General features: G+C 70.2%; 17 protein-coding genes. 11 read left to right on the forward strand and 6 right to left on the reverse strand.

The window, feature by feature from the left end; genetic code table 11:
* The first annotated feature begins 1 nt into the window (after position 1).
* Positions 2–667, forward strand: coding sequence for a DUF484 family protein (locus BKK80_RS02305; protein ID WP_071010687.1), 666 nt, complete (start codon positions 2–4; stop codon positions 665–667).
* Between the two features lie 66 nt (positions 668–733).
* Entirely contained in the window at positions 734–1,789 is a 1,056-nt protein-coding gene (locus tag BKK80_RS02310) for a tyrosine recombinase XerC (protein ID WP_071010688.1), read from the forward strand.
* A 1,432-nt stretch (positions 1,790–3,221) separates the two neighbouring features.
* Here BKK80_RS02310 and BKK80_RS02315 read toward each other — a convergent pair.
* Positions 3,222–4,181 (reverse strand): transcriptional regulator GcvA, encoded by a 960-nt coding sequence (locus tag BKK80_RS02315; protein WP_071010689.1) that lies wholly within the window; start codon positions 4,179–4,181, stop codon positions 3,222–3,224.
* A 184-nt stretch (positions 4,182–4,365) separates the two neighbouring features.
* Between BKK80_RS02315 and BKK80_RS02320 the strand changes: the two genes are divergently transcribed.
* The 9 genes from BKK80_RS02320 to pcp all read left to right on the forward strand — a co-directional run bounded on the left by BKK80_RS02320 (position 4,366) and on the right by pcp (position 12,509).
* Positions 4,366–4,734 (forward strand): DUF2917 domain-containing protein, encoded by a 369-nt coding sequence (locus BKK80_RS02320; RefSeq protein WP_071068557.1) that lies wholly within the window; start codon positions 4,366–4,368, stop codon positions 4,732–4,734.
* 153 nt (positions 4,735–4,887) lie between these two features.
* Positions 4,888–5,625 (forward strand): lipoyl(octanoyl) transferase LipB, encoded by a 738-nt coding sequence (gene lipB / locus BKK80_RS02325; protein ID WP_071037614.1) that lies wholly within the window; start codon positions 4,888–4,890, stop codon positions 5,623–5,625.
* Positions 5,626–5,724: 99 nt separating this feature from the next.
* Positions 5,725–6,741 (forward strand): lipoyl synthase, encoded by a 1,017-nt coding sequence (gene lipA / locus BKK80_RS02330; RefSeq protein WP_071070637.1) that lies wholly within the window; start codon positions 5,725–5,727, stop codon positions 6,739–6,741.
* Positions 6,742–7,352: 611 nt separating this feature from the next.
* Complete coding sequence (gene pxpB, locus BKK80_RS02335; protein WP_071068558.1) at positions 7,353–8,003, forward strand: 5-oxoprolinase subunit PxpB; 651 nt, start codon at positions 7,353–7,355, stop codon at positions 8,001–8,003.
* On the forward strand, positions 8,000–9,016 hold the full coding sequence (locus BKK80_RS02340; protein WP_071010693.1) for a 5-oxoprolinase subunit C family protein: 1,017 nt from the start codon (positions 8,000–8,002) through the stop codon (positions 9,014–9,016). Before pxpB ends, BKK80_RS02340 begins: the two co-directional genes overlap by 4 nt.
* A gap of 74 nt (positions 9,017–9,090) precedes the next feature.
* Complete coding sequence (gene pxpA, locus BKK80_RS02345; protein WP_071068559.1) at positions 9,091–9,831, forward strand: 5-oxoprolinase subunit PxpA; 741 nt, start codon at positions 9,091–9,093, stop codon at positions 9,829–9,831.
* A 128-nt stretch (positions 9,832–9,959) separates the two neighbouring features.
* Positions 9,960–10,724, forward strand: coding sequence for a DUF969 domain-containing protein (locus BKK80_RS02350; RefSeq protein ID WP_071037613.1), 765 nt, complete (start codon positions 9,960–9,962; stop codon positions 10,722–10,724).
* Between the two features lie 6 nt (positions 10,725–10,730).
* On the forward strand, positions 10,731–11,681 hold the full coding sequence (locus BKK80_RS02355; protein WP_071010696.1) for a DUF979 domain-containing protein: 951 nt from the start codon (positions 10,731–10,733) through the stop codon (positions 11,679–11,681).
* 144 nt (positions 11,682–11,825) lie between these two features.
* The gene (gene pcp, locus BKK80_RS02360) at positions 11,826–12,509 is read left to right on the forward strand and encodes a pyroglutamyl-peptidase I (protein ID WP_071068560.1); all 684 of its coding nucleotides are present in this window, start codon (positions 11,826–11,828) and stop codon (positions 12,507–12,509) included.
* Here the strand turns inward: pcp and BKK80_RS02365 are convergent.
* The 5 genes from BKK80_RS02365 to BKK80_RS02385 are packed head-to-tail and all read right to left on the reverse strand — an operon-like array spanning position 12,503 to position 17,476.
* Positions 12,503–13,813 carry a VanZ family protein gene (locus BKK80_RS02365; RefSeq protein ID WP_157903152.1) on the reverse strand — a complete coding sequence of 437 codons (1,311 nt, stop codon included), beginning with the start codon at positions 13,811–13,813 and terminating at the stop codon, positions 12,503–12,505. The two genes, pcp and BKK80_RS02365, sit on opposite strands and share 7 nt — an antisense overlap.
* A 28-nt stretch (positions 13,814–13,841) precedes the next feature.
* Positions 13,842–14,486 carry an ABC-type transport auxiliary lipoprotein family protein gene (locus BKK80_RS02370; protein ID WP_071010699.1) on the reverse strand — a complete coding sequence of 215 codons (645 nt, stop codon included), beginning with the start codon at positions 14,484–14,486 and terminating at the stop codon, positions 13,842–13,844.
* A 55-nt stretch (positions 14,487–14,541) separates the two neighbouring features.
* Positions 14,542–15,486 (reverse strand): MlaD family protein, encoded by a 945-nt coding sequence (locus tag BKK80_RS02375; RefSeq protein ID WP_071068561.1) that lies wholly within the window; start codon positions 15,484–15,486, stop codon positions 14,542–14,544.
* Positions 15,483–16,334, reverse strand: coding sequence for an ABC transporter ATP-binding protein (locus BKK80_RS02380; RefSeq protein ID WP_071010701.1), 852 nt, complete (start codon positions 16,332–16,334; stop codon positions 15,483–15,485). The genes BKK80_RS02375 and BKK80_RS02380 overlap by 4 nt, the downstream gene beginning before the upstream one ends.
* The gene (locus tag BKK80_RS02385) at positions 16,331–17,476 is read right to left on the reverse strand and encodes an MlaE family ABC transporter permease (protein WP_083383911.1); all 1,146 of its coding nucleotides are present in this window, start codon (positions 17,474–17,476) and stop codon (positions 16,331–16,333) included. Before BKK80_RS02385 ends, BKK80_RS02380 begins: the two co-directional genes overlap by 4 nt.
* Between the last annotated feature and the right edge of the window lie 36 nt (positions 17,477–17,512).

A 17,512-nucleotide genomic window follows, 5' to 3' on the forward strand; every position in this document is an offset into this window, starting at 1 on the left:
CATGAACGCCCAAGACGTCGCCGCCTACCTGCAAGCCAATCCGCAGTTCTTCGAGGAGCATGCCGAGCTGCTCGCGACCGTGCAGCTGACCAGCCCGCACAGCCATCGGGCGGTCTCGCTGCAGGAGCGCCAGATGGAGATCCTGCGCGAGAAGAACAAGGGCCTGGAGCTGCGCCTGGCGGACCTGGTCCGGCACGGGCACGACAACGACCGCACCCAGCAGCGCCTGCACGGGTGGCAGTTGCGCCTGCTGGCGGAGGTCGACTCGCATGCGCTGCCGTATGCGGTGCAGGATGGCCTGCAGCAGGCCTTCGACGTGCCGGCGGTGGCGCTGCGGCTGTGGGGCCTGGCCGAGCCCTACCAGCACATGGAGGTGGCGCAGGGCATCCACGACGATGTGCGCCTGTTCGCCGACGGCCTGCGCGCGCCGTACTGCGGTCCCAACAGCGGCTTCGAAGCGGCCGCGTGGCTGGAGCGCGACGACATCGCTTCGCTGGCCATGGTGACGCTGCGCGCCCCGGCGCGCGAGGCCGCCGCCGGCCCGGCCTTCGGCCTGCTGGTGCTGGGCTCGCCCGACGCGCGCCGTTTCCACGAAGGCATGGGCACGGCCTACCTGACCCGCATCGGCGAAGTCGCCGGCGCCGCGCTGGCACGCCTGCGCGACTGAGGCGGAGCGGGACGGGCCGCGCCGGCACCGTCCCCGCCCCCATCCCCGCCACCACGCGCTCCCGGCATGGCCACCCGCAAGCCCACCACCCGCGCCAAGGTCCAGGCAGCACCCGAGACCGCGGCGCCCCCCGCCTCCCCTCCCGCCCCGCTGGTCCTCGCCTACCTCGACTGGCTGGCCACCGGCCGCAAGCTGGCGGCCCACACCCTGTCCAACTACGCGCGCGACCTCTCCGTGCTGCAGGCCCAGGCGGCCCGCCACGCGCCGGGGGTGGCGCTGACGGCCCTGCAGACCCGCCACATCCGCGCCATGGCCGCGCGCCTGCACGGCCGCGGCCTGGCCGGCAGCAGCATTGCGCGCACGCTGTCGGCCTGGCGCGGCTTCTTCCATTGGGCGGCGCTGCATGGCCACGGCGTCGAGGCCAATCCGGTCGACGGCGTGCGCGCGCCCAAGATGGGCAAGCCGCTGCCCAAGGCGCTGGCGGTGGACCAGGTGGTGGCCCTGGTCGAGCACCCGGCCGGCGACGGCGCCGAAGGCCGGCGCGACCAGGCGGTGTTCGAGCTGTTCTATTCGAGCGGGCTGCGGCTGTCCGAACTGGTCCAGCTCGACCTGCGCTATACGGAAGACGGCGACTACCGCTCGGCCGGCTGGCTGGACCTGGCCGGCGCCGAGGTCACCGTGATCGGCAAGGGCTCGCGCCGGCGCACTGTGCCGGTCGGCAGCAAGGCGATGGCAGCCCTGCGCGCCTGGCTGGCCGTGCGCGACACGCTGCTGTCACCCGCCGCATCGCCAGCCGACGCCGCCGCCCTGTTCCTCAGCGCGCGCGGCCGGCGCCTGCCGGCGCGCACCGTGCAACTGCGTCTCAAGCAGCATGCCCTGCGGGCCGGGGTGCCGGCCGATGTGCATCCGCACATGCTGCGGCACTCCTTCGCTACCCATGTGCTGCAATCCTCCGGCGACCTGCGCGCGGTGCAGGAGATGCTGGGGCACGCCAGCGTGGCGACCACGCAGATCTATACGGCGTTGGATTTCCAGCATCTGGCCAAGGTCTATGACCGAGCGCATCCGCGGGCGAAGAGGGAGGGGCCGGCTGCGGCGGTGGGGCAGGAGGATGAGGATTGAGTGGGTTGGAGGGCTTGTTTCGGCTCTCGTAACTTGACGCTTGTCGTGTGGGTTCTGGCGTTGTCGGTTTGCGAGGCAAAAGCCTGTTTCGACTCCCCTGCGGGGAGCCGACCTACTTTCTTGTCTTGCCAAGAAAGTAGGCAAAGAAGGCGCGCCGGGTGCGGCTCAAAGACTCCTCGCGTGCTGAGGCAAAGAGCGGCCGGGCCCCAACTCGGATCGCCTTAAGGCGATCCTCAGACAGGGGGCCCTCTAATCCGCTCTTTGCCCCAGCACGCGAGGCGCCGCACACGGCAGGGAACAGACGCCACGCCTCGCTTCGCTTCGGGTGGGGAGTGTGCGGCCAGCTTGCTGGCCGCACACCAATGCACTCGTGACTTGATGCCTTGTCGCTTGTCTTCGGGCGGTGTTGGTTTGCGAGGCAACGACCTGTTTCGACTCCCCCTGCGGGGGAGCCGACCTACTTTCTTGGTCTTGCCCAAGAAAGTAGGCAAAGAAGGCGCGCCGGGTGCGGCTCAACCCCCCCTCGCGTGCTGAGGCAAAGAGCGGCCGGGCCCCAACTCGGATCGCCTTAAGGCGATCCTCAGACAGGGGGCCCTCTTTTCCGCTCTTTGCCCCAGCCCGCGAGGCGCCGCACACGGCAGGGAACAGATGCCACGCCTCGCTTCGCTTCGGGTGGGGGGTGTTCGGCCAGCTCGCTGGCCGAACACAAAGGCTCAGCCAACCAGGCCGTCACGCAAAAGCGAGCCCGCTCGTAGACCAACGGTTGGCCTTTCCCTCCCGTGTGCGGCGCCTCGCGAATTGGCCCCGGCCGCCGATGAAGCCCGTCCGCTGTCTGAGCGGCCGCAGGCCGCGAGTTCGGACGGGCGCGGCGGCCGGGGCCAATTCGCGAGGGGGTTTCGCCGCACCCGGGTCGCCTTCTTTGCTTACTTTCTTGGGCGAGACCAAGAAAGTAAGTCGGCTCCCCGCAGGGGAGTCGAAACAGGCTGTTGCCACGCATACCAACACCGCCCGAAGACAAGCACAGAGTCACGAGAGCCGAAACAGGCTGTTGCCACGCATACCAACACCACCCGAAGACAAGCACAGAGTCACGAGAGCCGAAACAGGCTGTTGCCACGCATACCAACACCGCCCGAAGACAAGCACAGAGTCACGAGAGCCGAAACAGGCTGTTGCCACGCATACCAACACCACCCGAAGACAAGCACAGAGTCACGAGAGCCGAAACAGGCTGTTGCCTCGCAAACCAACACCGCCCGAAGACAAGCACAGAGTCACGAGAGCCGAAACAGGCTGTTGCCACGCATACCAACACCACCCGAAGACAAGCACAGAGTCACGAGAGCCGAAACAGGCCGTTGCCTCGCAAACCGACACCGCTCGAACCCACACGACAAGCCCTAAATCACCGGCGCCCAAACACCCCCGAAACTCACCCCTCCCACCGCTTCAACACCTCCCGAAACGCCGCCATCTCCGGCAACAGCCACTCCCGGAACGCCTTCACCTTAGGCAGTTCCAGCGTGCCCGGCGCACAGACGAAATACAGCAGCCAAGGGCAGGGAATGCTGACGTCGAACAGCCGTACCACCCGCCCGGACAGCAGGTCGTTATAGGCCAGCGAGGAGCGGATCAGGGCGATGCCCTGGCCTTCGGCGGCGGCCTGCAGCAGCAGCGAGGAGTCTTCCAGCAGCAGGCCCTTGCGCGGTTCGGGCAGGTCCAGGCCGGCGGCCTCGAACCAGGGCCGCCATGGATCGCCTTCGCCGCGCAGCAGGGGCATCCCGGCCATCTCGCGCGGCGTCCGCGGCAGCTTGCCGCTGTTGAATTGCGGGCTGCATACCGGGAAGAACACGTCGTCCAGCAGCTTTTCCACATAGAGGCCCGGATAGTCGCCGCTGCCCATGCGCAGCGCCAGGTCGACCTCTTCGCGTGCGAAGTCGACCAGACTGTTGGAGGACAGCAATTCGACGTCGAGTTCGGGATGGCGCTCGATGAAGCTGCCGATGCGCGGCGTCAGCCAGCGCGCGGCGAAGGAGGGCATGGTGCTGATGGTCAGGCGCTTGTCGCGCTTGCCGGCCTGCAGCACGCGGGTGGCGTCGGCGATCTGCAGCAGGGCGTCGCGCACGCGCTCGGCGTAGACGCGCCCGCCGGGCGTCAGGCTGACGCGCTTGCCGTGGCGTTCGAACAGGGGCTGGCCCAGTTCGGCTTCGAGCGCGCGGATCTGGTGGCTGATGGCGCCATGGGTGACGAACAGCTCGGTGGCGGCCCGCGAGAAGCTCTCATGGCGGGCGGCCGCCTCGAAGGCGCGCAGCGCGCCCAGCGCCGGCAGGCGGGGCAGTTCACGATGCCAGCCGCGCGGCAGGTCCTTTTCCGAAGCGCTCTTCCAGGCCATGGCGGTCCCTCTTTTTATGTGAGGAAATTTAGCAAGTAGACGGAAAATATATCGTTTTGAGGGTGCGCCGGCAATCACTAGAATCCAATGCACCGATAGCGAAAATGCCTGGAAAAACTGATCAGGCAAATGGACCAGTCCAGTTTCGGCGCGCTATGCCGGTGCCTGCCGTGCGGAGAACATCATGGAAGCCCTGCTCACAACGACCCAGTTCACACTCGCCCCCGGTGAAGTCGCGTCGCTGTCGATCCACGCCGCCCAGCGGCTGCATGTGGAGGACGCGGCGGGTATCGACCTGTGGCTGACCCGCGAGAACGATTCGGAAGACTATTGGCTGCGCTGCGGCGGCAGCCTGCAACTGGCGCACGGCGACCAGCTCGTCCTCAGCGTCGATCCGCGCGCGGCACGCGCCGTGCGCTTGGCGCTGGCGGCCGAGGCGCGCCAGCCGGCCGCCACCCTGGCGGACGTCGCGCATGCCCTGTACCGCATCGTGCGGCGCCTGGTGCGCGGCACCGAATGGACGCCTTCCCAGGACGATCCGAAGGTCGCCTGAGCCCCGTCTGAGCCTCATGAGCCCCACCTGAGCCCCACCTGAGTCCCACCTGAGACGCCTGGGCCACACCCCCCGGGCCGTCCCGGCCGCCTCGCGCGGTGGCCGGCGGGGCCTGGGCCGGCGCGCCCACGCCCTTTTCGCTACACTGGCGGCATGCACGAAATCCAAGTCATCGAGCGGGGCCGCGAGGACTACCAGCCCTGCTTCGACGCGATGCGCGCCTTCACCGACGCGCGCAATGCCGATACTCCCGACCAGATCTGGCTGGTCGAGCATCCACCGGTCTACACCCTCGGCCAGGCGGGCGATCCTTCGCACCTGCTGGCGCCGGACCCGTCGATTCCGCTGGTGCGGATCGATCGCGGCGGCCAGATCACTTACCACGGCCCGGGCCAGGTGGTGGCCTACCTGCTGCTCGACCTGCGCCGCCGCAAGCTGATGGTGCGCGAGATGGTCCACGCGATCGAGCAGGCCGTGCTCGATACGCTGGCGGCGTATAATCTGGCCGCCGAACGCAAGTCCGGCGCCCCCGGTATCTACCTGTCCGACGGGCCGCACCGCGGCGCCAAGATCGCCGCGCTGGGCCTGAAGATCCGCAACGGCTGCAGCTATCACGGCGTCAGCCTGAACGTGCAGATGGACCTGGCGCCGTTCCTGCGCATCAATCCTTGCGGCTACGCCGGCCTGGAAACGGTCGACATGGCCAGTGCCGGCGCGACCGTCGCGCTGCCGGACGGGCAGGGCGGCGTGCTGCGCCAGCCTGTCGGGGCGGCGCGGCAGGGCGAGGTGGCGCAGCGCCTGGCCACGGCACTGTGCGAGGTGCTGGCAGCGGCACAGGCACGCAGCCTGGCGGCGCAGGCCGTGCCGGCTGCACAGGCGGCCGAGGCCTGAGCCGGATCCCGGCCCCGTGTCACCGACCCGAACCCTGAACCGGCCACAGCGGCCGCAGACCGAACAGAACTGGCACGCCGAATGCGTGCGGAGAACATCATGAGCGACGCCCTGAGCGCCCCTTCCAGCCAGGCCCCGCAAGGCCAGGCGGCCCCCCAGCCCGAAGCCCAGACCCAGTACGATCCCACCCGCAAGCAGAAGTCGGCGGACAAGACTGCGCGCATCCCCATCAAGATCGTGCCGGCCGAGAAGCTGAAGAAGCCGGAGTGGATCCGCGTCAAGGCGGCCACCGGCAATTCGCGCTTCTACGAGATCAAGGACATCCTGCGCGCCAACAACCTGGTCACGGTGTGCGAGGAGGCGAGCTGCCCCAATATCGGCGAGTGCTTCGGCAAGGGCACCGCCACCTTCATGATCATGGGCGACAAGTGCACGCGCCGCTGCCCCTTCTGCGACGTGGGCCATGGCCGCCCGGACCCGCTCGATACCAATGAGCCGGGCAACCTGGCGCGCACCATCGCCCAGCTCAAGCTGAACTACGTGGTCATCACCAGCGTCGACCGCGACGACCTGCGCGACGGCGGCGCCCAGCACTTCGCCGACTGCATCGGCCAGACCCGCGAACTGTCGCCGGTGACCCGCATCGAGGTGCTGGTGCCCGACTTCCGCGGCCGCCTGGACAAGGCGCTGGACATCCTGCAGGCCTGCCCGCCGGACGTGATGAACCACAACCTGGAAACGGTGCCCCGCCTGTACAAGCAGGCGCGCCCGGGCGCCGACTATGCGCACTCGCTGACGCTGCTGAAGGAGTTCAAGCAGCGCTGCCCGGATGTGGCGACCAAGTCCGGCCTGATGGTGGGCCTGGGCGAGACCGACGAGGAAATCCTCGAAGTGATGCGCGACATGCGCGCGCATGACATCGACATGCTGACCATCGGCCAATACCTCGCCCCGTCGAACCACCACCTGCCGGTGCTGCGCTACGTCCATCCGGACACCTTCAAGATGTTCGAGGAAGAGGCCTACAAGATGGGCTTCACCCATGCCGCCGTCGGCGCCATGGTGCGCAGCTCGTACCACGCCGACCAGCAGGCCCACCAGGCCGGCTTCGCCTGATCCCCCGCGCCCCGGCGCGCCGTGTGCGCCGGGGCCTGCCGCCTCGCCGGGCCTGCCCGGTCTCTCTCCCCGTTTCTCGCCGTGCCGGCTGGCACTGTCCGCCGACAGCCGCGATGCCGTGATGCCGCGATGCCGTGATGCACGGTGTCCCTGATCGCACCCCTCATCAGGCACCCCGCCAGATCCCACTCCGCCTTCGGCTGTTGCATTGACGCAACGTCCGCGGCATTGTTTTCCGATTGATCCATCCAGCGCCGTGATCCGGGCCGACCGCCCGGGACATGGGCGCTTGCACCATCCGGGTGCCGTGCGCGCCTGCGCGGGCCCGGGTGGCGAGTCGTGCCCGCGCGCCGCGCACCAGCCCGGTTCGCCCTCCAAGCCCCCTGCACCCACGGCGTGCGCCGTGCCGAAGCGCTGCCCGGACGGCAGGGCCGGGGGCTAGGGTCAATCCCTAGCCCCACCTTGTCATCATTTCGTTATGATTAATTTATCGATAAATTGTCAATTAAACGGATGTGATTCGCTTGGCATGCCGGTCGGGAAGGTGTCCTGCCTGACGACTGCTGTGCTGCCGCCTAGACTGCAGGCAGGCCCTTCACCGCGATGTGCCCATGACCCGATGTTCCGTTCACCGCCTGGCCGAACAGGCGCTGCTGTGCAGCGTGCCGCCGCCGGCTTCCCTCGACGTCCAGCGCCGCATCTGGGCGATGGCGCAGCGGGCGGTCGGCTGGCGCGGCGTGGTGGACGTGGTGCCGGGCATGAACAACCTGATGCTGGTGTTCGATGCCGAGGCCGATGCCGAGGCGCTGGAGCGCAACCTGAAGCTGGCCTGGGCCTCCGGCGAGTCGCGCGAGGCGGTGGGCAGGCTGGTGGAGATCCCGGTGCGCTACGGCGGCGAGGACGGCCCCGACCTCGCCGAGGTGGCCGCCCATACGGGGCTGGCGCCCGAGGAAGTGGTGCGCCGCCACACCGCCGGCGAGTACGTGGTCTATTTCCTCGGCTTCCAGCCCGGCTTCGCCTACCTGGGCGGGCTCGACCCCGCGCTGGCCACGCCGCGCCGGCGCGAGCCGCGCCTGGCGGTGCTGGCCGGTTCGGTCGGCATCGGCGGTGAGCAGACCGGTATCTACCCGGCCAGCGCGCCGGGCGGCTGGCAGCTGATCGGTCGCACCGACAGCGCGCTGTTCGACGCGCGCCGCGATCCGCCTTCGCTGTTCGCGCCCGGCGATACCTTGCGCTTCATCGCCGAGCGGGTGGCCGCGTGATCGAGATCCTGCGCCCCGGTGCGCTCGCCTCGGTCCAGGACCTGGGCCGCAGCGGCTTCCGCCATGTCGGCGTGGGCTTGTCCGGTGCGCTCGACCGCATGGCGCTCGCCACCGGCAACCTGCTGCTGGGCAATCCCCGCGGGGCGGCCGCCATCGAGTTCACGCTGGGCCGCGCGGCGCTGCGTTTCCATGCCGACCTGCGCGTGGCCCTGGCCGGCGCCGACTGCGCTGCCCACCTCGACGGCGAGCCGGTCTGGTCCTGGCATGCCTTCGATGTGCGCCGCGGCGCCACCCTGGTGCTGGCGGCGGCGCAGGGCGGCACGCGCAGTTATCTGTGCGTGGCCGGCGGCATCGACGTGCCGCTCGTGATGGGTTCGCGCAGCACCGACCTGAAGGCGGGCTTCGGCGGTTTCGCCGGGCGCGCGCTGCGCGAAGGCGACCGCCTGGCGGCGGCCGGCCCGGGCCAGCCGGCGGCTGCCGCGCGCGGCGTGGCCGCGCCGGCCTGGGCGATGCCGCGCGCACGCCTGGAGCGGGCCTGGCCGATCCGCCTGCTGCCGGGGCCGGAATACGAGGCGTTCGACGAGGCCGCGCGCGACGCGCTGTGGCAGTCGGCCTGGACCGTCACGCCCAACAGCAACCGCCAGGGCATGCGCCTGCAGGGTCCGGCGCTGGCGCGCACCCCCGGCCGCGACGCCGACCTGCTGTCGCACGGCGTGCTTCCGGGCGTGGTCCAGGTGCCGCCGGCCGGCCAGCCCATCGTGCTGATGGCCGACGCGCAGACCACCGGCGGCTACCCCAAGATCGGCGTGGTGATCGGCGCCGACCTGTGGCGCCTGGCGCAGGTGCCGCTCGGGGCGTCGCTGCGCTTCGTGCCGGCGACGCTGGCGGAGGCTGCCGTGGCGCAGGCGGAACTGGAGCGCTACCTGCAGCAGGTGGCGCAGTCATTGCGCTGGCAGGAGGGCGGCATGGACATTGCAGCGCGCCGCCGCGCGCAGACACGTGCCGCGGCCTGAACGGGGCGCGGCGGATACGGACTGGACGGCGTCGAAGGACGACCGCGGACGACAAAGTACGAAGGAGCAAGGCAATGCAGATCGATTTGAACGCCGACCTGGGCGAAGGCTGCGATAACGACGAGGCGCTGCTCAGCCTGATCAGCTCGGCCAACGTGGCCTGCGGCTGGCACGCGGGCGACGCCGCCACCATGCTGCAGACGGTGCGCTGGGCGATCGAGCGCGGCGTGGCCATCGGCGCCCACCCGAGCTATCCCGACCGCGAGAATTTCGGCCGCACCGAGATGCAGCGCGCCCCCGAGCTGGTGTACGCCGACGTGCTGTACCAGATTGGCGCGCTGGCCGCGATGGTGCGCGCGCAGGGCGGCGAGCTGGCCCACGTGAAGCCGCACGGCGCGCTCTACAACCAGGCCGCGCGCGATCCGGCGCTGGCCGAGGCGATCGTGCGCGCGGTACGCGATTTCGACTCCGACCTGGTCTTCTTCGGCCTGGCCGGCAGCGCCATGGTCAAGGTCGCGCGCGAGGCCGGCCTGCGCGTCAAGGAGGAAGTGTTCGCCGACCGTGGCTACAACCCCGACGGCTCGCTCGTCAAGCGCGGCACGCCCGGCGCGCTGCACGAGGACGAGGCCGTCGCGCTCGACCAGACGCTGACCATGGTGCGCGAGCAGCGCGTGCGCGCCATCGACGGCAGCTGGGTACCGATCCGCGCCGAGACCGTGTGCCTGCACGGTGACGGCGCGCACGCGCTGGCCTTCGCGCGCCGCATCCGGGAACGGCTCGGCGCCGAGGGCATCGCGATCCGCGCCGGCAACTGAGGCAGGGGGCGCGCCAGCGCCTCCCGCCCCGGCTGCCGGGCTCCCCCCGCGGCGCGCACCCCTGCCGGCCCGCTTTGCAGGTCGGGCGGGCGCTGCGCCTGCTTCCTCCCTCCTTACTGGTGTCTCACATGGAACACGCAGTCAATCTTTGGCCCCTGCTCGGGGTCGGCGTCATCATCCTGGGCTTCGTGCTGCGCTTCAACCCGATGATGGTGGTGGCGATCGCCGCGATCGTCACCGGGCTGGCCGCCTCGATGCCGGTCGTGCAGATCCTCAGCGCGATCGGCACTGCCTTCGTCAAGGCGCGCAACCTGCCGCTGATCATCCTGCTGCCGCTGGCGGTGATCGGCCTGCTGGAACGGCACGGCCTGCGCGAGCACGCGCAGGCGTGGATCTCGCGCATCGCCTCGGCCACGGTGGGCCGGCTGCTGATCGTCTACCTCGGCGTGCGCGAACTGACCGCGGCGGTGGGCCTGACCAGCCTGGGCGGCCACCCGCAGATGGTGCGCCCGCTGCTGGCGCCGATGGCGGAGGGCGCGGCGGAGAACCGCTTCGGCGCCTTGCCCGAACCGGTGCGCCAGCGCGTGCTGGCTTTCTGCGCCGCCACCGACAACGTCGGCCTGTTCTTCGGCGAGGACATCTTCGTGGCCTTCGGTGCCATCGCGCTGATGCACACCTTCCTGCTGTCGTCGAACATCGACGTGGAACCGCTGCACATCGCTGTGTGGGGCATCCCGACCGCGGTGTGCGCCTTCCTGATCCACTCGGTGCGGCTCAGGCGCCTGGACGGCTGGCTCGAGCGTGAACTGGGCGGCCAGCGCGCCGCCGCCGCCGCCGCTGGCGGTAACGGTAACGGCAGCGCTGCCAAGCACACGGCCAAGAGCGGGGAGTAAGCCATCATGATCATTTCCATCGACTACCTCTACTGGCTGGCCGGACTGGTGCTGGCCATCACCGCGCTGCTGACCTTCGCCGACCGCACGCATCCGCGCCGCTTCACCACCGGCCTGTTCTGGCTGCTGTATGCGGCCGTCTTCCTGGTCGGCGACAAGCTGCCGCCGGCGGTGGTCGGCGCCGGTGCCGTGCTGATGGCGCTGATCGCCGGTTTCGGCGGCGTGGGCCTGGGCAAGCACGACACGCTGCCCGAGGCCGAGCGCCGCGCCAGCGCCAAGCGCCTGGGCAACAAGCTGTTCGTTCCCGCGCTGCTGATCCCGGTGGTCACGGTGCTGGGCACGGTGCTGTTCAAGGACGTCAAGATCGCCGGCCTGGCGCTGCTCGATCCGAAGAACGTGACCTTCGTCTCGCTTGGCATCGGCTGCCTGGTCTCGCTGGCCGTGGTGTGCTGGCTGACACGCGACAGCGTGGTCCAGGGCGTGCGCGAATCGCGCCGGCTGACCGAGTCGCTGGGCTGGGCGCTGGTGCTGCCGCAGATGCTGGCCATGCTGGGCCTGGTGTTCGCCGACGCCGGCGTGGGCAAGGCGGTCGCGCACCTGACCACGGCCTACATCAACATGGACTACAAGCTGGTGGCGGTGGCGGTCTACTGCGTCGGCATGGCCCTGTTCACGGTGATCATGGGCAACGGCTTCGCCGCCTTCCCGGTGATGACCGGCGGCGTCGGCGTGCCCATCCTGGTCGGCACCTTCAACGGCAATCCGGCGGTGATGGCGGCCATCGGCATGTTCTCGGGCTACTGCGGCACGCTGATGACGCCGATGGCGGCCAACTTCAACATCGTGCCGGCCGCGCTGCTGGAACTGCAGGACAAGAACGCGGTGATCCGGGCGCAGGTGCCGACCGCGCTGGCGATCCTGGTGGCCAACATCGCGCTGCTCTACTTCCTGATGTGATGCGATGTGAGCTGATGTGACGCGAGGCGATGCGGCGGGCGGGTCCCGCCGCATCGCCTCCGTCGCCCCACCCGACATCAGCAGACATCAGCAGACACCGGCCGACATCCCCTGAGACCACCCGACTGCCCAGCGAGGTCCATCATGCCTACCGTCCTGCTCACCGGCTTCGAACCCTTCGAGGGCGAACCGATCAATCCATCCTGGGAGGCGGTGCGCGCGCTGGACGGCGAGCGCTTCGGCGATGCCGCCATCGCGGTACGCCAGATGCCCTGCGTATTCGGTGCCGCCATCGACGCCATGGCGCAGGCCATCGACGCGCTCGATCCCGTGCTGGTGATCGCGGTGGGGCAGGCGGGCGGGCGCAGCGAGATGTCGGTGGAGCGCGTCGCGATCAATGTCGACGACGCGCGCATCGCCGACAACGCGGGTGCCCGTCCCATCGACGAGCCCATCGTGGCGGGCGGGCCGGCGGCCTATTTCGCCACGCTGCCGATCAAGGCCATGGTGCGCGACCTGCGCGCGGCCGGTATCCCCGCCGCGGTGTCGCAGACCGCCGGCACCTTTGTCTGCAACCATATCTTCTACGGCCTGATGCACCTGCTCGCCACGCGCGCGTCAGGCGCGTCAGGCGCGCCAGGCATGTCAGGCGCGCCGCGGGCGCGCGGCGGCTTCATCCACATTCCCTATCTGCCCGAACAGGCCGCCCAGTATCCGGGCCAGCCCAGCATGGCGCTGCCGCTCCTGGTGGCGGGCCTGCGCCGCATGGTGCAGACGGCGCTGGCGACCGAGGTCGACGTGCGCGAGCAGGGCGGCCAGACTCACTGAGCGTCGCGCGGCGGACGGTTCGGCTCGCCAGGCTCGCCCGGGGTGTCCGGGGTGTCCGGGGTGTCCGGGGTGCCGGGTGCCGCCGCCGCGGCCGCGGCCTTGCGCCTGGCCTGGCGCCTGGCGCGGCGCAGCGCGTGGCGGTCCAGGTTGAACTGCTCGAAGCGCCAGACCAGGTAGCTGGCCGCCGCGAAGGGCCAGACCCAGCCCAGCCACTGGGCCAGGCTGTTGAAATGGATCAGGCGGCCCATGCGCCAGCCCTGCTCCGAGATCCAGGCATAGGGATTGGGCGGCAGCAGGTTGGTCAGCAGCACCAGGCCGATCAGCGCCAGCAGGGCCAGCAGGCCACGCAGCCAGCGCGGCAGCTGCAGCAGCAGCGCCAGCACCAGCGAACCCGTCAGCAGCGCGAAGCGGCCGCCTTCGGACAGCCAGTTGAAGGGCGTGTCGTCGGGGAACTGCAATTCCGCCACGGCTGCCTTGAGCAGCAGCGCGCCGGCCAGCAAGGCGGTCAGGATGCGCAGCATCGGCGCATGGCGGCGCATCGCCACCGAGGCGAACAGCCCGGTGCCCACCCAGCTCAGCGCGGTGACCAGCGATTCCAGCAACTGGCGGTTCTGCATGTCGTCGGGGCCCAGGCCGATGTCGGCCTGCCAGTCGGCCAGCGCCGGCACCACCGACTGCAGCACCTGCATCGGCCACGAGTCGGGGTCGGTGAGCCACTCGCGCACGATCGCGCCCATGCCGAACAAGTGTTCCTGCGGGAAGATCTGTGCGAACGGCCACAGCAGGACCAGGATGATGGCGAAGCTGGCATAGGGCTCGAACCAGGCCAGGCGCAGCCGGCGCAGGTTGCTGCGGTCGATCAGCGCGGCGCAGAAGGGGGCGGTCAGGGCCGCGCCCAGCAGCGCGCCCATCGCATTGGTGGCGAGGTCGATATTGGACGGGATGCGCGTCGGCAGCCAGGTCTGCAGTCCCTCCATCACCGCCGACAGCGCCGTGCCTGCCGCCAGCGCGGCCAGCACCGCCGGCACGCCGCGCACGCGCGGGTACAGCGCCAGCACCGCCAGCGCGCCGAAGGGGCTGTAGCCCATCACATTGGTCAGCAGGTCGAAGCTGGTGATGTAGCGCGGCTTGGGTGCGGTCAGGTAGGCCCATGGCGCGATGCCGTTGCCGGTCCAGCCGCTGAACGGGTACAGGCTGGCGTAGATCACCAGCAAGGTGAAGCACAGCAGGCCGACGCGTGCCAGCGGAGAGTGCCGGGGCACCGCGTCGTCGCCGCGCGGCGCGGGCGGCGGGACGGTTTCCATCACGGCATCCTCGGCATCCCGGCCGTCCTCAGTTCAGCGGCAGGGTGGCGACCCAGTCGAGCATGGCCCCGACCAGCGCGTCGGACCCCGCGGCCAGCGCCTTGACCCCGCCGGCGCCGTCCGGCGTCGGCGCGGGCTGCTCCACTACGAAGGTCTTCTGCCCGATCATGCGCTCGCGGTACACGGTGGCGCGCGCGCGGATCAGGCCGTGGCTGGCACTCTCGCCGTCGAAGACCTGCTCGAAGGTGATCAGGTCGACGTGCAGCGCGGGCGCGCCGGTGTTGCCCTGCCAGGCCAGCGTGCCGCGCGCGGCGACCGCCTCGCGCAGGCGTTCGTCGAGCAGGCGCGCCGGCGACATGACCCAGCGCTGCGTGGCATAGGGCTGCAGGCGTTCGACCTGGGCATAGCGCAGCCGGTAGAAGATGGAGTTGCTGTCGAGCCAGGCGGGGCTGTCGGTCTGGGTCACGCGCAGCGGTGGCAGCGCATGCGCGGCAGGGGCCGTGCCTGCCGTCGCGGCCGAAGGCGGCGCGCCCGCGGCAGGTCCGAGATCGTAGCTGATGGTGGGGCGGCCGGGCGTCAGCGCGCAGCCGCCGAGCAGGGCCAGCGCGGCAAGGGCTGCGGCGCCGGTGGCCGGGCGCAGGCTGCCGGCGGGGAAGGGGAGGATGCGCATCATGTCGGGCCTCGGGTCGGTGGCTGGCGGCGGTTGGCAGGCGGCGGTTGGGGGCGGATCAGGGCGCCCGGAAGCCAGGCTCGCCCGGGCCCGGCGCCGGTGCCGGTGCGCCGAACAGCACGCTGCCCGGGCTGTCGTTGAACTGGCTGGCGGCGCGATCGATGCTGCGCACCGCCTGGCGCGCGTCGCGCGCCAGGCCGCCGACCTGCGGCAGCGTGTTCTGCGAGACGTCGCCGGCGGCGGACTGCAGCGATTCGCTGACCGCCTGCACATCGTGCCCGACCTTGTCGACCGTGCGCAGCAGCTGGCCGTTGGGGCTGGCGAGCTGCTCGGCCAGGTGGCGGGTCGCCGCCAGGGTGGCGTTGAGGTTCTCCGCCACCTGCGGCAGTTGCTGCGCGGCGGGCTCCATGGTGCGGGCCAGGTGCGAGTAACTCTCGGCGGCGCTGTGCACCGAGCGGATCGCATCCATCAGTTCGCGGCGGTTGTCGGCCTGGAACATGCTGTTGACCGAGCCCATCACGGAGTCGAGCTGGCTCAGCAGCGAGTCGCCGCGCCGCTCCAGCTCCTCGAAGAAGCCGGGCCGCATGGGGATGCGCGCCACCGCCTTGGCCGAGGTGGCCAGGCGTCCGGCCTGCGTGCCGGCGCCGGTGCGCGCGGCGGTGTCGTCCAGTTGCACGTAGGCGACGCCGGTCACGCCCTGCAGCCCCAGCGTGGCGTAGGTCGTGCCGGTGATCGGCGTGTCGTGGTCGACACTGATGCGCACGATGATCTGGCCCGACACTTCGGGATCGAACTTGATCGACACCACCTTGCCCACGTCCAGGCCGCGGTACTTGACGTCGGCCTGCGGGCCGAGGCCGTTGACGGTCGAGCGCGTGACCAGGTCGTACGGCACGCGCACGGTGTGGTCGCTGCTGAACCAGAAGATGGCGAACACCACCAGGATGGCCAGGCCCAGCGTGAAAACGCCGGCCAGGAAGGCATTCGACTTGTTTTCCATCATGCTTCTCCAGAGGGCGCGTGGGGCGGCGGCAGGGCCGTCAGGGCGCGCCGGGCCCGTTCACCGAGGAAGTACTCGCGGATGAACGGGTGGTCGATGTGCAGCAGCTCCGGGATCGGTGCGGCCGCCAGCACCTTGCGGTCGGCCAGCACGGCCACGCGGTCCGACAGCGCCACCAGCGTGTCGAGGTCGTGCGTGACCATCACCACGGTCAGGCCGAGCTCCTCGCGCAGCTCGCGGATCAGTGCCACGTAGTCGTCGGCGCCCATCGGGTCCAGTCCGGCGGTGGGCTCGTCGAGGAAGACCAGCTCCGGCTCCAGCGCGAGCGCGCGCGCCAGCGCCACGCGCTTGACCATGCCGCCGGACAGGTCGGCCGGCATCTTGTCCGCATCGCGCGCCGACAGTCCGACCAGCTGCAGCTTGAGCAGTGCCGACTGGCAGATCAGATTGTCGGGCAGGGTGCGAAGTTCACGCAGCGGCAGCGCGATATTGTCGATCACCGACAGTGCGGAGAACAGCGCGCCGCGCTGGAACTGCAGGCCCCAGCGGTTGCGCAGCGCCTGCATGCGCGCCGGCGGCAAGGTCATCACGTCCTCGCCGAACACGCGGATGGTGCCCGAGGTCGGGCGCTCCAGGCCGACGATCTGGCGCAGCAGCACGGTCTTGCCGGTGCCGGAGCCGCCGACGATGGACAGCAGCTCGCCGCGGTAGACCTCCAGCTCGAGCCCGTCGTGCACGACGTGGTCGCCGAAGCGCTTGACCAGCTTGTGTACCTCGATGATGGCCTGGCGCCGGGCGGGCGCCGCGCCGGTGCCCGGGACCAGGCCGGCCGGGGCGGGGGCGGTGCTCATAGGCCGATGTCCTTGAACAGGATGGCGAGGACGGCGTCGGCCAGGATCACGGCCGTGATCGACGTCACCACCGAGGCCGTGGTGCCGGTGCCCAGGCTGGTCGTATTGGGTTTGATGCGCAGGCCGAAATGGCAGGCGACCAGGGCGATCAGCATGCCGAACACCACGCCTTTGCCGAGGCCGAACCAGAGATTGGCCACCGGTACCGCGTCGGGCAGCGTGCGCAGGAAGAAGGCGGCGCTGATGCCTAGCTGGGAGTGTGCCGCCAGCATGCCGCCGGCCAGCGCCATCAGGTCGGTCCAGGCCACCAGCAGCGGCATCGAGACCGCCAGCGCCAGCACGCGCGGCATGATCAGCCGGAAGCCGTGCGAGATGCCCATCACGCGCATGGCGTCGAGTTCCTCGGTCACCCGCATCACGCCGATCTGCGCCGTGATGGCCGAGCCCGAGCGGCCGGCGATCAGGATGGCGGCCAGCACCGGGCCGAGCTCGCGGATCACCGCCATGCCGAGGATGTTGACGATGAACAGGCTGGCGCCGAAGGTGCGCAACTGGTTGGCCGACAGGTAGGACAGCACGATGCCGATCAGGAAGCCCACCAGCGCGGTGATGCCCAGTGCCTTGTAGCCGATGCTGTAGATATTGGCCGAGATCTCGCGCCAGGGGCCGAGGTGCGGCGCGCGCGCGAAGCGCAGCAGGTCAAAGGTGAACTGGCCCACCATGGTGACGCCGCTGACCAGCTGGGCCAGCAGCGACAGCGTCGAGCCGCCCAGCAGCGTGACCGGGTTGAAGCGCTCCACCACGTGCTTCTTCCAGCCATCGGGGCGCAGCGACATGATGCGGCCGAACACGCGCCGCTGTTCGGCGCTGACCTCGATGCCGAGCGGCAGCTTGCCGTCCCAGGCCTGCCACATCAGCTGGGCGCCGATATGATCGAGGCGGCCGACGCCGGCCAGCGACCAGCGCGTGGCGCCGTGCGCGCCGGCGCCGTCGAGGCCGCGCATGGCTTCGCGCAGTTCGCCGGCGCGTCCGCATTCGGCCAGCGCGAGCGCCGTCCAGTCGCCGCGCAGTTCCACGCTGGCGGCGCCATCCTGTCGCGTGATGTGGAGGGCAGGCGTGATCAGACTGTCCAAGGCAGGCATGATGTGATGGGACAGTCCCGATTCTAATCCATGCCG

It is taken from the genome of Cupriavidus malaysiensis (assembly GCF_001854325.1).
Classification (GTDB): domain Bacteria; phylum Pseudomonadota; class Gammaproteobacteria; order Burkholderiales; family Burkholderiaceae; genus Cupriavidus; species Cupriavidus malaysiensis.

Bases quoted from the DNA above. Each gene is read 5' to 3' on its own strand.
- BKK80_RS02305 (WP_071010687.1), top strand. From the start codon at position 2: ATGAACGCCCAAGACGTCGCCGCCTACCTGCAAGCCAATCCGCAGTTC.
- BKK80_RS02310 (WP_071010688.1), top strand. From the start codon at position 734: ATGGCCACCCGCAAGCCCACCACCCGCGCCAAGGTCCAGGCAGCACCC.
- BKK80_RS02315 (WP_071010689.1), bottom strand. From the start codon at position 4,181: ATGGCCTGGAAGAGCGCTTCGGAAAAGGACCTGCCGCGCGGCTGGCAT.
- BKK80_RS02320 (WP_071068557.1), top strand. From the start codon at position 4,366: ATGGAAGCCCTGCTCACAACGACCCAGTTCACACTCGCCCCCGGTGAA.
- lipB (WP_071037614.1), top strand. From the start codon at position 4,888: ATGCACGAAATCCAAGTCATCGAGCGGGGCCGCGAGGACTACCAGCCC.
- lipA (WP_071070637.1), top strand. From the start codon at position 5,725: ATGAGCGACGCCCTGAGCGCCCCTTCCAGCCAGGCCCCGCAAGGCCAG.
- pxpB (WP_071068558.1), top strand. From the start codon at position 7,353: ATGACCCGATGTTCCGTTCACCGCCTGGCCGAACAGGCGCTGCTGTGC.
- pxpA (WP_071068559.1), top strand. From the start codon at position 9,091: ATGCAGATCGATTTGAACGCCGACCTGGGCGAAGGCTGCGATAACGAC.
- BKK80_RS02350 (WP_071037613.1), top strand. From the start codon at position 9,960: ATGGAACACGCAGTCAATCTTTGGCCCCTGCTCGGGGTCGGCGTCATC.
- BKK80_RS02355 (WP_071010696.1), top strand. From the start codon at position 10,731: ATGATCATTTCCATCGACTACCTCTACTGGCTGGCCGGACTGGTGCTG.
- pcp (WP_071068560.1), top strand. From the start codon at position 11,826: ATGCCTACCGTCCTGCTCACCGGCTTCGAACCCTTCGAGGGCGAACCG.
- BKK80_RS02365 (WP_157903152.1), bottom strand. From the start codon at position 13,813: ATGGAAACCGTCCCGCCGCCCGCGCCGCGCGGCGACGACGCGGTGCCC.
- BKK80_RS02370 (WP_071010699.1), bottom strand. From the start codon at position 14,486: ATGATGCGCATCCTCCCCTTCCCCGCCGGCAGCCTGCGCCCGGCCACC.
- BKK80_RS02375 (WP_071068561.1), bottom strand. From the start codon at position 15,486: ATGATGGAAAACAAGTCGAATGCCTTCCTGGCCGGCGTTTTCACGCTG.
- BKK80_RS02380 (WP_071010701.1), bottom strand. From the start codon at position 16,334: ATGAGCACCGCCCCCGCCCCGGCCGGCCTGGTCCCGGGCACCGGCGCG.
- BKK80_RS02385 (WP_083383911.1), bottom strand. From the start codon at position 17,476: ATGCCTGCCTTGGACAGTCTGATCACGCCTGCCCTCCACATCACGCGA.